We start from the raw sequence: 14,279 nt of genomic DNA, 5'->3' as shown, positions 1-14,279 counted from the left end.
GCCATGGAAGAGACAAAGTTTTATCACGCATTAAAGATAGAGGAGGAGCGCTGCGTTGGCTGCACCCACTGCATGACAAAGTGCCCGACGGGAGCCGTCCGCATCCGCGACGGGAAAGCCTCCATCCGCAAGGATTGGTGTGTGGACTGCGGCGAATGCCTGAAAGCCTGTCCGACGGAAGCGATCTACGTGGAGCAGGACGACTTTCAGAAGATATTCGATTACAAAGCCCGTGTCGTACTGGTCCCGACGGTCTTTATCGGGCAGTTCTCCAAGTATAAGACAGAGGAGGAAATCTTCAGTGCGCTCTACGAGTTAGGCTTTACGCACGTCTATCAGGTCGAGTTTACGGCGGATATGATCCACCGCGAGATGCTCCGGCAGATGGAGCAGGCGGAGGAAAAGCCCGTGATCAGCTCTTTCTGTCCGGCTATCGTCCGGCTGATACAGGTGCGCTTCCCGGCGTTGGTCGATAATATCCTGCTGGTCAAGTCGCCGGTCAACGCGACGGCCACTTATTATCATAAGGTATTGGAAGAAGACGGCTTCCTCTCCGACGAGATCGGTATCTTCTACGTGACGCCCTGTGCCGCGAAGATCGCTGCGTTGAAAGGGGCGGAAGGCTATTCGTCCACGATCAAAGGCGTGATCAATATGGACACCCTATATAATAAGGTATATCATATCCTGAAGAACCGCCCGAAAGACTATAAGCCGGAATGCGTCCTCCCGCCGGCATTGACCAAGAAGGAAATGCGTTGGAGCCAGACCGGGGGCGAAGCCAAACAATTCTCCGGCCGCTGCCTGGCGATCGACGAGATTCATAACGTCATCGAATTTCTGGAACGGATGGAGACGACGACCGAAGTGCGCAACGTGGACTTCCTCGAACTTCGCGCCTGCGACCGTAGTTGTGCCGGCGGCGTGCTGGCCGTGGCCAACCGTTTCCTGACGGCCGAGCGGGTTATGAAGCGTTCGATGAAGCGCGACAAGGCGCCGCTGATCTATTCCGACCGGATAGAGGCGTTGGCTTACCTGAAGCAACACATCACGATCCGACCGCTCGAACCTAACCCGAAGTTGAAGTTTGAAGGCAATATCGAGGAAGTATTGAGCAAGATGGAGCAGGTGCGCAAGCTGATGTGTTACCTGCCGGGCATCGACTGCGGCGCCTGCGGTTCGCCTAACTGCCAGGCGTTGGCAGAGGACATTGTTCGCCATGAAGCCCAGTTCAGCAGTTGTGTCTTCATGCAGCGCAACATGGAAAAGCACGGGAAGTTGGATAAGGAACATGCCTTCCGCCTGATCGAAAAGACCTGGGGGAAGGATCGTCTGAATAAAGATTGTTATAAGAAAGGAGCTAAATATGAAGGTCAGTGATTTAGTACGTGAGTTGGGGTTGACGGTGTTTTGCGGCGAGGCCGGGTTAGCTGCGGAGATATCCGGCGGCTACACCAGCGATCTGCTGAGTGATGTAATGGGACATATGGAGGAAGGGATGCTCTGGATTACGATGCAGACCCACCAGAATATCCTGGCTGTCGCCACGCTGAAAGATGCCGCCGCCGTCCTGATTGTAAACGGGGCCGTGCCGGACGAAGAGACGTTGGCAAAAGGGAAAGAAGAGGATGTCCCGTTGTTGGGGACTACGCTTTCTGCATTCGAGGCAAACGGCAGAATCTATCAACTGTTGCACAAGGCATGAACGAATACCGGGTAGACTTGCATATCCATACCTGCCTTTCGCCCTGTGGAAGCTTAGAGATGAGTCCGGAGCTGATTGTGGACACCGCCCTTGCGCAGGGCCTGGACGCAATCGCCATCACGGACCATAACAGCACGCTGCAATGTCCCGCCATCCAGGCGTTGGGAAAGGAGAGGGGATTGACGGTCTTTGCCGGAGCCGAAGTCACCACCCGCGAGGAGGCGCATTGCGTCGCCCTCTTCGCCGATGATGAGGCCCGTGCCGCCTTCCAGGAATATCTCGACGCCCACCTGCCGCCCGTCCCGAACGATCCCGAACGCTTTGGCGACCAAGTCTGGGTGAACAGCCAGGGCGAGATACTTGGCGAAGCCCCCTATCTGCTCATTTCCGCTCTCGACCAGCGTGTGGAACAGATTGCGGCGGAGGTCCGGCGGCTGGACGGGCTGTTCGTTGCGGCGCATGTGGAACGCCCTTCGTTCAGCCTGATCAGTCAGTTGGGGTTTATCGATCCTTCCTTGCCGCTGGATGCCATCGAGTATAACGACCGGGGGCGATACGAACAGCTTGCCGCCCTTCATACATATCTCGGCCGCTATGTCCGCTACGCCGCCTCCGATGCGCATTACCCCGGGCAGATCGGCACAAAATACGCCCTGCTGAAAGCCGATGCGCTCACCTTCCGGCATCTGGCAATGGCTTTCCGTGGGGAAAACGGCCACACGATTCAGACAGCATGAATAATCTATCTTTCCATATCACCGATATTACCGCGAACAGCATCCGGGCGAACGCTTCGGAAGTACAATTATATATATATGTAGGAAACGGCGAGATCATTATCCGCATCACCGACAACGGCTGCGGGATGGACCGCGAGACATTAGCCCGCGTCACCAACCCGTTCTACACCACGCGGACGACGCGTAAAGTGGGCCTCGGCATCCCTTTCCTGATCCAGAACGCCGAGCAGACGGGCGGCTCTGTCACGATCACTTCCGAGCCGGGAAAGGGGACGGAGGTAACGGCCCGTTTCCGTTCGGACAATATCGACTGTCCGCCCTGGGGCGACCTGCCGGGGACAGTTGCGATGCTGATTACGGGCAATCCGACGGTCAACGTCTCTTTCGAATATCAGTCGGACGATGCGGACTTCTCCGTCAGCACCGGTGAGATCATGGAAATCCTGGACGGCATTCCGCTTAGCCACCCGAAAGTAATGTTGCTTATAAAGGAAATGATAAAGGAGAATATCGGGGGCTGAACTAATCGGGTACGATTACTTAGAAGCAATCGGGTGCGATTAGTGGTAAGTAATCGGATGCGATTAGTTAGGTGTAATCGGGTACGATTACTTGGGAGCAATACGGATCTCTTATTTTCCCTTCGTTTTGCCCAAGTAATAGTGGTAACGTTCCATCACCTCGCGCACATAATTGAAGGTTTCCGAGCCACGCAGGTAACCGTGCTTGCAGACCGGATCATTGTAGTATTCCGGATCGTTCTTCAGGCGGATATATTCGGCCACGTTGTCATCCCAGACATATGGATTCTTGCCATACTTCTCTGCCAACCGCTGTGCGTCGTAGATATGCCCGATGCCGGCATTGTAGGAAGCCAACGTAAACTTGATCTTCTCGACCGGGTCTGTCACCTTCCCGAAACCCTGGCGGAAGCGGCGCAGGCAATCCACACCCGTACGGATGCCCGTATCCGGCTCTTTCAGTTCATGAGGCGTTACGCCTAATGCCTTGGCCGTGTTCGGCATAATCCCCATCAATCCCTCTGCGCCGGCCCATGAGACGACATCCGGATTGAAACGGGATTCCTGGTAACCGATGGAGGCCAACAACTGCCAGTCCCAACCGATGTTCTTGGCATGTTTGCGGAAGAGGTCGTCGTAAGGGGAGATATGGCCGTTCTTGACCTCCGGCAGTTCGGCTGTGATGGGTTGTTTGCTGAGTTCGAAGTAGCGTTTGATCAATGCCTTGTAGACATGTGTCCCCGCCTTGTCGGACGCCCAGTCGTCGATCGCCTTAGCCAGTTTGGGACTGCTTTTGCGAACTACCCACGAAGAGCGTTGCAGGAAACTGATCTTTAAGGAGACGTTCAGGTTCCAGAAATAGGTCTTGTTCAGGCGGGCAATATTCTCGTCGCTCACGGTGTAGGGGATTTCTCCCTGTGAAACCATACTGATGAGGTCTTCCGTTGTCACCGTATCGGCAGTTACTTCGTGGATATGAATACCGCCGCCCAATTCCTCATCCAGATTCTTCAGCCGTTCGTAATAACGAGTGCCCGGCTTTACGTAGACCTCTTTTCCAAGCAATTCCGTTACGTCGGTAATCACCTTGTCGCCTTTGATGGCACGCTGGATAAGCACCTGGCTGTCCTGTTCCTCCCGGCCACAGTAGATCACCTGGTCTTTCAGCTGGTTACTGATCTGGATCGGATAAGCCACGACGTCGGCTTCGCCTGCTTCCAGCATCTCGATCAGCCGCGCCGGGCTTTCGGCTACTTTCATATTCAGCTTCAATCCTTCCGAGCGGGCAAAGTCCTTGATCAGTTCGTATTCGTAACCCATCGGTTGCATCTTGTACTGGAAATAGGAGGTCGAACTGTAGAGCGTGACGGCGGTTATCTCGCCCTGCGCCTTGAGTTGCGGCAGGTCGATCGTAACATCATCCTCCTGCCTCTCTTGCTGCCCGGCACGATTACAGCCCGACAGCAACAGCGTCGCAAAAAACAGAAGGACAACCTTATTCATTTCTTTCTTACTTATTAATTCTTACTTTTTAATTTCTCCAACAGCACAACATTCTCCACATGATGCGTATGTGGGAACATATCCACCGGCTGAACCTTCTTGACAGCATATTTCACGCTGAGCAGGCTCAGGTCGCGTGCCTGTGTCGCCGGGTTGCAGCTTACGTAGACGATACGTTCCGGTTCGGCAAAGAGGATCGTGTTGATCACGTCGTCATGCATACCGGCACGGGGCGGGTCTGTGATAATAACATCCGGACGGCCGTGTTGGTTGATGAAGTCCTGTGTCAGGATATCCTTCATATCACCGGCATAGAACAATGTATTCTCGATCTTATTCAGTGCCGAATTAACCTTGGCGTCTTCAATCGCTTCGGGCACGTATTCGATGCCGATCACTTTCTTTGCCTGGCGGGAGACGAAGTTGGCGATTGTTCCGGTTCCGGTGTAGAGGTCGTAAACCATCTCATTGCCGGTCAATCCGGCAAACTCGCGTGCAACTTTATACAGCTCGTAAGCCTGCTCGCTGTTGGTCTGGTAGAATGATTTCGGGCCGACCTTGAACTGAAGTCCCTCCATCTCTTCAATGATATGATCCTTTCCACGAAAGACAATTACTTCCTGGTCGGTAATCGTATCGTTGCATTTTTCATTGATCACATACATCAACGAAGTGATCTCCGGGAATTGCTCGGCCACGTAGGAGAGGAGCGCTTCACGGCGTTCCGTATCCTCGTAGAAGAATACCAGCACGACCATCAGGTCGCCCGTCGAAGCAGTGCGGATCATCAGCGTACGGACAAACCCCTCCTGGTTGCGGAGGTCGAAGAACGGATAGCCCTCGTGCGTCAGACAGTAATCTTTGACAGCCAAACGGATGCGGTTGGAAATCTCATTCTGTAGCCAGCACTTGTGAATATCGAGCACCTTATCGAACATACCGGGAATGTGGAATCCGACGGCATTCATACAATCGAACTTGGCGCCGGTTTTCACCTCTTCTTCCGTCAGCCATTTCTTGTTGGAGAAGGTAAATTCGAGTTTGTTGCGGTAGAAGGTCGTATGTTTGGAACCCTTGATCGGAAGGACTTCTTCCATCTCGATCTTGCCGATGCGCGTCAGGTTGTCGATTACCTGTTTGTGTTTATAACGTATCTGTTCCTCATACGGAAGGTGTTGCCATTTACAGCCGCCGCATACACCGAAATGTTCGCAGAACGGCACTGCCCGTTGGGGGGAATATTCATGGAAATGCATCGCTTTTCCTTCTGCGTAACTATGTTTCTTGCGTGTCAATTGTATGTCAATGACGTCTCCGGGTGCGACGAAAGGTACAAATACCACCATGTCGTTAACCCTCGCGATAGCCTTTCCTTCTGCGGCTACATCTGTTATCGTTACCTTTTCTAATAAAGGCAACTGTTTCTTATTTCTTGCCAAGATGATTAATTATTAGTTTGGCGCAAAGATAAAGATAAAAAATGAAAGAAAACGGCTCTCGTGACTTATGCCGGTTGCTGCCGTTCTGTTTTTTTCCGGTTGTCGAATATATCCGTCATGTGTTCCAATGCCCATCCGACAAGATTTTCGATGTGAGGCATCAGGGTTTTGCCTGTTTCCGTCAGCTGGTATTCTACGCGGGGAGGCACTTCGGCATAGACTGTCCTCGAAACAAGTCCGTCGGTCTCCAATGTCCGCAGCGTTACGGTCAGCATACGCTGAGAGATGTCGGAGATTGTCTTTTGGATATCGCTGAAACGCATTGTCCCATTCGTGTTCAGCGTGATCATGACAAGCATCGACCACTTGTCGCCGAGCCTGCACAAGATGTCCCGGATGGGACAAGTTCCGGTAGGATGAAAATCTTTCATATTTTTCTTGTATGTAGTGTCTTGTATATCAACAATGGTTACATCGATGTAAGTAGCTTATTCAGAGGTGCCTTCTTGTTTTACCGAATCAGACTACTTATCTTTGCTGTACAAAAGTAATAAAGTTACGAAAAAGAACTATTGTATCACTAAAATTATTATTATCATGGCAAAGAAAGTAGCTGTTTTGGCAGTGAATCCGGTAAACGGATTTGGTTTATTCCAGTATCTGGAAGCGTTTTTTGAAAATGGTATATCTTACAAAGTGTTTGCAGTCAGCAACACAAAGGAGATCAAAACCAACTCGGGTATCACCTTGTTTGCAGACGATGTCATTGCAAACCTGAAAGGACATGAAGATGAGTTTGATACAATGGTCTTTTCCTGTGGCGATGCGATCCCGCAGTTTGCACAATATGCTGGTGAGGCTTACAACCAGGATTTGATGGCTGTCATTGCTGCATTCGGTCAGAAAGGTAAAATCATGATTGGACATTGTGCGGCTGCCATGCTTTTTGATATGGCAGGTGCTGTTGATGGGAAGACCGTTGCTGTTCATCCGCTTGCAAAGCCGGCAATCCGGAAAGGAAAGGCGACAGACAATAAATCGGAAATAGATGGAAACATTTATACAGCCCAAGACGAAAACAGTGTCTGGACGATGATGCCACAAGTGCTTGCAGCTCTGAAATAAGAATGGAATTACTGTGAAAAAAGGACGATACTACTCGAGTTATCTATGTTTAGTATCGTCCTTGTTCTATGTTTATTCAATATTCTTTTTCTTTCTTCTTGAAGGTACATCCGGGATGTTTTCCCGAACGAAACGTTTGAAGCCGCTCAAAGATACTTTATAGTAGTCAGCCAGTTCGGCGTATGTAGCATTTTCTTCTTTCAGTTCTCTTTCAATCCGGCTTTTCTGGGAGAGAAGAAATTCTGTTTTGGGGCTTCCCAATGGGCGTCCTAATTTTGTTCCGCTGTTTTTGCTGGCCGTCAATGCTTCTTTTGTCCGGGCGGAGATAAGTTTGCTTTCTATTTCGGAGACAAGCCCGAATGTAAAGGCAAGCGTTTTGCTGTCTACGTTATCTTCAAACGAATATCCTTCCTTGATGCAGTAAAGCGTTACTTTTTTCTCTATACATAATAATATTAAATGCATTATCTCCATCAATTTCCGGCTAAGGCGAGTGACGTCGGAAACAATGAGGATATCTCCTTCCTGCAGATTTTTTATTACGTCTTCGAGCTTGTTTTTCCCCTTCGGAGATTTTTAGCATCTTTCAACCACTTATCAATCTTAATTTTTTTTGCTTTAGCAAATTGTTCGATTGCATTTTTTTGACTCTCTGTTTGTTGTTTATTAGAATATGTACGTATATAAGCGATTGTCATATTTCTTAATTATTAAATTTTTGTTTTACCTTATGGTATATAACAGATTGGTTTGTAATATGTTCATTCTAAAATTAATAAAGGTGGTATACATGTTGCTGTAATCATCTCCTATTCTGTTGCGAATGTACGCAAATAAAAAAGACAATGAAATATTTGGTAGTTAAAAATAAATACGTACCTTTGCACCGCAATCGAAAATAAAGGGGTTGCAAAAAACGGGGTGTAGCGCAGTCCGGTTAGCGCACCTGCTTTGGGAGCAGGGGGTCCCAAGTTCGAATCTTGGTACCCCGACACAAAAAGCGAGCTGATATAATTTATATCAGCTCGCTTTTTGTATATAATCGCTTTCTTCTATTGTATGTCACAACCGTATTCTTTTCATGTCACGGCTGTCTACCTTCTATGTTACAGTTGGATTTCTTTTGTTTTACAGCTGTGACATGAATAGCGGAGAAGTGCATAGGTACAAGGCATTCCGTATGAGACACTCCGTTCGCCGGGTTATCCGTTCCTCTACGGCACAACTAACCCGTGAGGATGCTGCTGGTAATCCGAATGCCTATTGGGGAACTTTCAGGCTGCGCAGGTCGCTGCCCGATACGTTCTGGAATACGCTTAGACCGAATTCCGGGATAACGGCCATCACATGGTCGAACACGTCGGCCTGAATGCCTTCGTACAAGACCCACTCTTTTATGGAAGAGAAGAAATACAGTTCGATGGGAATACCTGTTTCGGTCGGTTGCAACTGGCGGACCATGCAGGTCAGTTCTTTGCTTACTGCGGGCAGGCTTCTCAAGTAGTTTACCAGATAGGCCCGGAAGACGCCGATATTGGTCTGCCTCCGTCCGTTGATCAGGATGGAAGCATCGATATGGTGCTCTTCGTTGTATGCTTTCAGCTCTTTTTCCTTTTCATCGATATAGTCTGTCAGCAAAGATATCTTGCGGAATTTAGACAGCATCTCCGGGGTACAGAAACAAACACTGTTCATGTCGATATTGATGGAGCGCTTGATCCGTCGTCCGGGAGATTCGGACATGCCGCGCCAGTTCTGGAAGGCGTCGCTCACCAAGGCATAGGGCGGGATAGTCGTGATGGTGTTGTCGAAATTCTTTACTTTGACGGCATTAAGCGTCACTTCGATAACTGTTCCGTCCGCACCGTATTTAGCCATTGTGATCCAGTCGCCCGGACGGAGCATGTCGTTGGCCGATAGTTGTATGCCGGCAACGAATCCCAGGATCGTGTCTTTGAATACCAACATCAGGATGGCTGCCGAAGCGCCTAATCCGGCAAATAGCGTCGTGGGTGATTTCCCGATCAGGATGCTGATAATCAGTATAAAGCCGATAAAGAAGACTGCCACCTGCAACAGTTGGATGAATCCTTTCAGCGGTTTGTTCTTGAGGGATTCTTTCCGGTTGTATATCTCGTGTACGACATTCAGGGACGCGTTGATGAAGCGCAGGGAAACGGCAATAATATAAATCTGGCATATCATTTGCAGGATTCCCAGAAGCTTGGGCGTTTCGTCAGGCGGGAAAGCCAACGGCAACAGCGCATATACCAGTATGGCCGGTATCATGTGCATCAGCTTGTTGATGATCTTGCGCTCAACGATCAGGTCGTCCCACTGGTTACGTGTCCTTTTCGCCAGACGTTTGAACATATTCAGAAAGATGTAACGGCAGATATAGTCGATAGCTACTGTTGCCAGGATTATGAGCAGAAGGATGATCAGGTTGTCTATCTCGGTTGCCGAACTGCTGATGATACCCCATTCAATCAAATGACTGTTAACCCATTCTTGTATTGCGTGCATAAATAAATTATTATTGTTTGGTCTACAAAGCTACAAAAATTCAGCATTATTCCGAATACTGGTAAACTTTCAACTCGAACTTAGGGACCATCGCGAAGAAATGGTCGAATATGTCCGACTGGATGCGTTCGTATTCTTTCCATACTTTATTGCGGGAAAAGAAATAGATTTGGATCGGGACGCCGTACTCGGTCGACTGCAACTGGCTGATGATTAAATCCAGATCGGTATTGACAACCGGAAGGCTGGTCAGATATTTTTCCACATAGACGCGGAACACTTGTGAGTTGGTGGGCACGACGCCTTCATCCGGCTTATAATCGGCAAGCAGCGGGATCTCTTTGCGGAAAGTGTCCAGCATTTCCGGCGTGCAGAACTTGATGGTGTTCAGATCGAGATAGATGGATTTCATCACACGGCGGCCTCCCGATTCGGTCATTCCCCGCCAGTTTTGGAAGGAACCGTTGACGAGCGTATAGGGGGGGATGGTGGAGATCGTATTGTCGAAGTTCTGGATCTTGACCGTGTTCAATGTGATCTCCTGTACGATGCCGTTCGCATTGGAACCGGGCACCGTGATCCAGTCGCCTGGCCGGAGCATATCATTGGCGGAAAGTTGGATGCCCGCCACAAACCCCAGGATCGAGTCTTTGAATACCAACATCAGGATGGCTGCCGAAGCACCTAAGCCGGCAAGCAGGGTAGCCGGCGATTTGCCGATCAGGACACTGATCATAACGATTCCCCCGATGAAAAAGACCAGTACCTGCAAGACCTGCATGAAGCCTTTTATCGGGCGGTTCTTGCTGACGGGCCGCAGGTTGTACATGTCCAGGAAGACAAGGATGAAACCGTTGATCGCCAGCAACAGGGCGAACACGATATAGACCGCGCATATTTTCTGGGATAACAACAGGAGTCCTTTCCCCTTGATAAAGGCGAGCGGGAGCAGGGCATAGACCAAAATGCCCGGTATCGTATGGACCAGGTAGTGGACGACCTTCCGTTTGATAAGAAGCGTGTCCCATTGGTAATGCGTGTGTTGCGCCAGTTTCTTCATGCTGCCGACAAAGATGGCCTGGCATAGATAGTCCACTCCGACTGCCAGCATGACCAACAGTACGGCAATAATTATCTCATCGAATGTATTTGCAACTTTGGGATCTATTCCCCAACCGGTCAGGATGCCATTCATCCAGCTGCCTAAGTTTATCATATCGTATCTGCTTTATAGGGATAACAATTAATTATCCTTTTGGTTTATCCTCAATTCCTACTATCGTTGGTTCTCATTAAAATTATTATCTTTGTCAATTATATTGCAAATATATAACATGACCGTGAAACTAAAAGTATTGATGATGGTATTCGCATGTTGTTCTTATCAATTGCGGGCAGAGGACCTGAACGCTCTCAAAGTAAAAGAATATAAACTGGAAAACGGATTGACCGTTTGGCTGAATGAAGACCACAGCCAACCGAAAGTCTTTGGTGCCGTTGTGGTAAAGGCAGGCGCGAAAGATTGTCCGGATACGGGCATCGCCCACTATTTCGAGCATATGATGTTTAAGGGGACAGACCGTATCGGGACGCTCGACTACGGAGCCGAGAAAGTCTTGCTGGATTCCATTGCCATGAAATATGACGAACTGGCGCTTACCGAAGACCCTTCGTCTCGCATTCGCCTCCAGAAGGAAATCAACGAGCTGAGTATCCGTTCATCCGAATATGTGATACCCAACGAGTTCAACCGGCTGATCAGCCGCTTTGGCGGTTCCGGCCTGAATGCCGCTACCTCATACGATGCCACCATTTATTTCAATACCTTTTCCCCGCAATATATGGCCCAGTGGGCGGAGATCAACAGCGAACGGCTGATTAATCCCGTCTTCCGTCTTTTCCAGAGCGAGTTGGAAACGGTGTATGAGGAGAAGAATATGTATGGCGACTTTATCGGCGGCCAGGTGATGGACACGCTCTTGTCACGCTATTTCAGTCCGCATCCGTACGCCTATCCGATTATCGGGAGCACGAAGAACCTGAAAAACCCGCGGTTGACGGAGATGCGCAAGTTTTTCGAGGACTATTACGTCGCCTCCAATATGGCCCTGATCCTTAGCGGCGACTTCGATACGGAGCAGGTCATGCCGGTGTTGGAGAAGACTTTTTCACGTATCCGTCGCGGACAGGTACCGAAGCAGGATAAAGTGATGCTGCCCCCGTTTAACGGGCGGGAGAAGATGAAAGTGAAGTTCCCGATCCCGTTTATCAAGCGATGGGGCTGGGGTTCCGGGGCGTTTCGGCCAACCATGAAGACCAGGTCGCGCTGAATATTGCGGTCAACCTGTTGAACAATGCCAACGGGACAGGCTATTTAGACAAACTGATGGTGGAACACAAGCTGATGGGAGCTATCGCGATCAACGAGAGCATGAACGAGGCAGGGATTCTGGCGGTTGCCATCATGCCCAAATTGCTTGTCCAGTCTTATAGTTCTGCCGAGAAGATGGTCTGGCATGAGATCGACCGCGTGAAAGAGGGCGATTTCAGCGATGAAGTGTTCAACAGCCTGAAGCTCGAACAGAAACGGCAGTATGCTTCCGCCTTGGAGAATATCGATTCGCGTGCAACGGTCATGATGAATCTTTTCTCGCAAGGGAAGAGTTGGGATGATTATCTGAACGAAGTGGCGCGGATCGAGTCGATCACGAAAGAAGATGTCGTGCGTGTCGCTCAAAAATACTTTAGCGATAACTATTTGTGTGTGACTAAGAGCACCGGGAAATACCCGAAGGACAACCTGCCGAAGCCCTCCTTCGCTCCGGTCGTTCCCCGCCATGCGGATGCCTCGTCTTCCTATGCCAAGCAGTTGGAGCAGTTGCCGGCGCAATCCGTGACTCCGCGTTTTATCGATTTCAAGAAGGATGTGCAGACGTTGGAGCTTACCCCTTTAGTGACGCTCTATGCAACCCCCAATCCGCTGAACGATATCTTTACTTTTAATATCACCTATCGGATCGGCGCTTTGGAACAACCGGCCCTGATGCAACTCGCCAACTATTTGCAATTCTTGGGGACGGAGTCGATGCCGTTTGAACAGTTCCGTACCCGCTTGCAGTCGATCGGGAGTACGCTTGCTTTCGATGCGACGGCGGATGCTTTTACGATGAAAGTGACCGGTTTCGACAACCATATAGACGAGACAATGGAGCTGGTGGGCGATTTTATCCGCCATGCCAAAGCAGACGATAAGAAGATGCGCCAGATCGTGGACGATGCAAAGGTGACGGAAAAAGCCTTTTTCAAATCGAGCGATAATGTCGCGGCAGCTTTGTTGGAGCAGGTTAAGTATGGCGACCAGTCGCGCTACCTGCGCAAACTGCCGCTTTCGCAGATCAAGAAGCTGAAAGGGAAAGACCTGCTGGCCGTCTATGACCAGGTCCGGAATGTACAGTGCGACTTGCATTACTGCGGTACGCTGTCTCCCGAAAAGGTGGTGGAGACAGTCCGGCGGCATATCCCGCTGGAACGGGCTACGGTAGCCTCCAAATCACCTTACCGGCGCGAGCTGCGGGAATACGACAAGCCGACGGTATTCTTTATCAATATGCCGGATATGACGCAGAGCATCGTCTATAGCTATGTAAAGGGCGATCCTGTCGATGACACGGCTTCCCGTCATGCCTCCCGTCTTTTCTCCGTCTATTTCGGTGGCGATATGTCATCATTGATGTTCCAGGAGATAAGGGAGTTCCGTTCGTTTGCCTACCGGACGAACGGGCGCTACCAGTTGCCGAGCCATGCACATAAGGGTGCAGCCGGAAGCTTTACGGCGATGCTTTCCACACAGGGCGACAAGACGCTGGATGCGCTGGGCGTACTGGATTCGCTGATCCGCGAGATGCCTCTGAAACCGGAACGGGTGGATGCAATCCGGCAGGCATTGGTCAACCAGACCAATAATGAATACCCTGCTTTCCGTAACTTATCCGAGAAAGTGGCCGCTTTCAGGATGGAAGGTTTCGAGCAAGACCCCGGCGAAGCCTTTTTGCAGGATGTCGCCAAAATGGACATGCAGGATATTTCCCGCTTCTACCGGGAGCAGGTCAGCGGCCGTCCGGTGGTCTACGTGATCGCCGGGAATGAGAAACGTATCGACATGAAGAAACTGGCTGCATTCGGTACGATCGTTAAAGTAAAAAAGAAAGACATATATAGATAATGTATAGTAAAGACGAACTCAAAAACCTGAAACTTGAATTTTGGGAAAGTTTCGCCTCGTTCTGTGAAGTACAACCCTATTTGAGAGGACGTAAGAAGGTCTGGACCTTGTACGATACGAAAGTCAGAGGAGTCGAACTTAAATTCGACGCCAACCGTGAAGGCGCATTTGTCATTTTGGAAGTAAACCACCGGAGCGAGGAAGCCCGGTTGGAGATGTTCGAACGCTTGACGTGGTATAAGGAAACGCTGGAAACGGATTTCCCGGAGGGGTTGATATGGGATATATGTTTTGTGCGCGACACAGGCAAACAGGTCGCCCGCATCTACACGGCAAAGTTAGGAATCGACTTCCATCGCCGCCAGGATTGGGGCGAGTTCTTCGGGTTTATGGCAAGCCAGATGTACCTGTTGGAACGCAACTTCATGTCTATCGCTGAATATTTACGGGAATAAGTAGCCCTGTTCCCGCGCTTGACGCGGGATCGCAAAAGAACTG

12 protein-coding genes, 1 tRNA gene and 1 pseudogene are annotated in these 14,279 nt (G+C 50.0%); 8 read left to right on the top strand and 6 right to left on the bottom strand.

Features of this window, described 5'->3' with window-relative positions; translation table 11 throughout:
* The first annotated feature begins 3 nt into the window (after positions 1 to 3).
* The 4 genes from DW083_RS13240 to DW083_RS13225 are packed head-to-tail and all read left to right on the top strand — an operon-like array spanning position 4 to position 2,966.
* Positions 4 to 1,380 (top strand): [Fe-Fe] hydrogenase large subunit C-terminal domain-containing protein, encoded by a 1,377-nt coding sequence (locus tag DW083_RS13240; RefSeq protein WP_122332687.1) that lies wholly within the window; start codon positions 4 to 6, stop codon positions 1,378 to 1,380.
* Entirely contained in the window at positions 1,367 to 1,705 is a 339-nt protein-coding gene (locus tag DW083_RS13235; protein WP_122332686.1) for a DRTGG domain-containing protein, read from the top strand. The genes DW083_RS13240 and DW083_RS13235 overlap by 14 nt, the downstream gene beginning before the upstream one ends.
* Positions 1,702 to 2,442, top strand: coding sequence for a PHP domain-containing protein (locus DW083_RS13230; RefSeq protein ID WP_122332685.1), 741 nt, complete (start codon positions 1,702 to 1,704; stop codon positions 2,440 to 2,442). Before DW083_RS13235 ends, DW083_RS13230 begins: the two co-directional genes overlap by 4 nt.
* On the top strand, positions 2,439 to 2,966 hold the full coding sequence (locus tag DW083_RS13225; RefSeq protein ID WP_122332684.1) for a sensor histidine kinase: 528 nt from the start codon (positions 2,439 to 2,441) through the stop codon (positions 2,964 to 2,966). Before DW083_RS13230 ends, DW083_RS13225 begins: the two co-directional genes overlap by 4 nt.
* A gap of 111 nt (positions 2,967 to 3,077) precedes the next feature.
* On the opposite strand, the gene DW083_RS13220 is transcribed toward DW083_RS13225, so the two are convergent.
* The 3 genes from DW083_RS13220 to DW083_RS13210 form a co-directional block, all read right to left on the bottom strand.
* Positions 3,078 to 4,469 carry a transglycosylase SLT domain-containing protein gene (locus DW083_RS13220; RefSeq protein WP_122332683.1) on the bottom strand — a complete coding sequence of 464 codons (1,392 nt, stop codon included), beginning with the start codon at positions 4,467 to 4,469 and terminating at the stop codon, positions 3,078 to 3,080.
* A 14-nt stretch (positions 4,470 to 4,483) separates the two neighbouring features.
* Positions 4,484 to 5,908: a 23S rRNA (uracil(1939)-C(5))-methyltransferase RlmD gene (gene rlmD, locus DW083_RS13215; RefSeq protein WP_122332682.1), complete on the bottom strand. Its 1,425-nt coding sequence runs from the start codon at positions 5,906 to 5,908 to the stop codon at positions 4,484 to 4,486.
* A gap of 65 nt (positions 5,909 to 5,973) precedes the next feature.
* The gene (locus DW083_RS13210; RefSeq protein WP_115501416.1) at positions 5,974 to 6,339 is read right to left on the bottom strand and encodes a helix-turn-helix domain-containing protein; all 366 of its coding nucleotides are present in this window, start codon (positions 6,337 to 6,339) and stop codon (positions 5,974 to 5,976) included.
* Positions 6,340 to 6,505: 166 nt separating this feature from the next.
* On the opposite strand from DW083_RS13210, the gene DW083_RS13205 reads away from it, so the two are divergent.
* The gene (locus DW083_RS13205) at positions 6,506 to 7,033 is read left to right on the top strand and encodes a DJ-1/PfpI family protein (protein ID WP_122332681.1); all 528 of its coding nucleotides are present in this window, start codon (positions 6,506 to 6,508) and stop codon (positions 7,031 to 7,033) included.
* Positions 7,034 to 7,105: 72 nt separating this feature from the next.
* Here DW083_RS13205 and DW083_RS13200 read toward each other — a convergent pair whose 3' ends face one another.
* Positions 7,106 to 7,543 (bottom strand): recombinase family protein, encoded by a 438-nt coding sequence (locus tag DW083_RS13200; protein ID WP_233552205.1) that lies wholly within the window; start codon positions 7,541 to 7,543, stop codon positions 7,106 to 7,108.
* Between the two features lie 407 nt (positions 7,544 to 7,950).
* On the opposite strand from DW083_RS13200, the gene DW083_RS13195 reads away from it, so the two are divergent.
* Positions 7,951 to 8,025: transfer RNA gene (locus tag DW083_RS13195), tRNA-Pro, on the top strand.
* A gap of 268 nt (positions 8,026 to 8,293) precedes the next feature.
* Here the strand turns inward: DW083_RS13195 and DW083_RS13190 are convergent.
* Both DW083_RS13190 and DW083_RS13185 read right to left on the bottom strand, forming a co-directional pair.
* Positions 8,294 to 9,559: a mechanosensitive ion channel family protein gene (locus DW083_RS13190; RefSeq protein ID WP_122332680.1), complete on the bottom strand. Its 1,266-nt coding sequence runs from the start codon at positions 9,557 to 9,559 to the stop codon at positions 8,294 to 8,296.
* Positions 9,560 to 9,605: 46 nt separating this feature from the next.
* Positions 9,606 to 10,775 carry a mechanosensitive ion channel family protein gene (locus tag DW083_RS13185; protein WP_122332679.1) on the bottom strand — a complete coding sequence of 390 codons (1,170 nt, stop codon included), beginning with the start codon at positions 10,773 to 10,775 and terminating at the stop codon, positions 9,606 to 9,608.
* A gap of 145 nt (positions 10,776 to 10,920) precedes the next feature.
* Here DW083_RS13185 and DW083_RS13180 point away from each other — a divergent pair.
* Both DW083_RS13180 and DW083_RS13175 read left to right on the top strand, forming a co-directional pair.
* Positions 10,921 to 13,781, top strand: a pseudogene (locus DW083_RS13180) (M16 family metallopeptidase).
* A complete protein-coding gene (locus tag DW083_RS13175; protein WP_115497797.1) occupies positions 13,781 to 14,236 on the top strand; it encodes a DUF4268 domain-containing protein in 456 nt (151 codons plus the stop codon). The pseudogene DW083_RS13180 and the gene DW083_RS13175 overlap by 1 nt, the downstream one beginning before the upstream one ends.
* Positions 14,237 to 14,279 lie beyond the last annotated feature (43 nt).

This window comes from Parabacteroides sp. AF48-14 (genome assembly GCF_003477465.1).
In the GTDB taxonomy this organism is placed as follows: Bacteria; Bacteroidota; Bacteroidia; order Bacteroidales; family Tannerellaceae; genus Parabacteroides; species Parabacteroides acidifaciens.
This window is presented reverse-complemented; position numbering and strand designations above follow the sequence as displayed.

Bases quoted from the DNA above. Each gene is read 5' to 3' on its own strand.
- DW083_RS13240 (WP_122332687.1), top strand. From the start codon at position 4: ATGGAAGAGACAAAGTTTTATCACGCATTAAAGATAGAGGAGGAGCGC.
- DW083_RS13235 (WP_122332686.1), top strand. From the start codon at position 1,367: ATGAAGGTCAGTGATTTAGTACGTGAGTTGGGGTTGACGGTGTTTTGC.
- DW083_RS13230 (WP_122332685.1), top strand. From the start codon at position 1,702: ATGAACGAATACCGGGTAGACTTGCATATCCATACCTGCCTTTCGCCC.
- DW083_RS13225 (WP_122332684.1), top strand. From the start codon at position 2,439: ATGAATAATCTATCTTTCCATATCACCGATATTACCGCGAACAGCATC.
- DW083_RS13220 (WP_122332683.1), bottom strand. From the start codon at position 4,469: ATGAATAAGGTTGTCCTTCTGTTTTTTGCGACGCTGTTGCTGTCGGGC.
- DW083_RS13210 (WP_115501416.1), bottom strand. From the start codon at position 6,339: ATGAAAGATTTTCATCCTACCGGAACTTGTCCCATCCGGGACATCTTG.
- DW083_RS13205 (WP_122332681.1), top strand. From the start codon at position 6,506: ATGGCAAAGAAAGTAGCTGTTTTGGCAGTGAATCCGGTAAACGGATTT.
- DW083_RS13190 (WP_122332680.1), bottom strand. From the start codon at position 9,559: ATGCACGCAATACAAGAATGGGTTAACAGTCATTTGATTGAATGGGGT.
- DW083_RS13185 (WP_122332679.1), bottom strand. From the start codon at position 10,775: ATGATAAACTTAGGCAGCTGGATGAATGGCATCCTGACCGGTTGGGGA.
- DW083_RS13175 (WP_115497797.1), top strand. From the start codon at position 13,781: ATGTATAGTAAAGACGAACTCAAAAACCTGAAACTTGAATTTTGGGAA.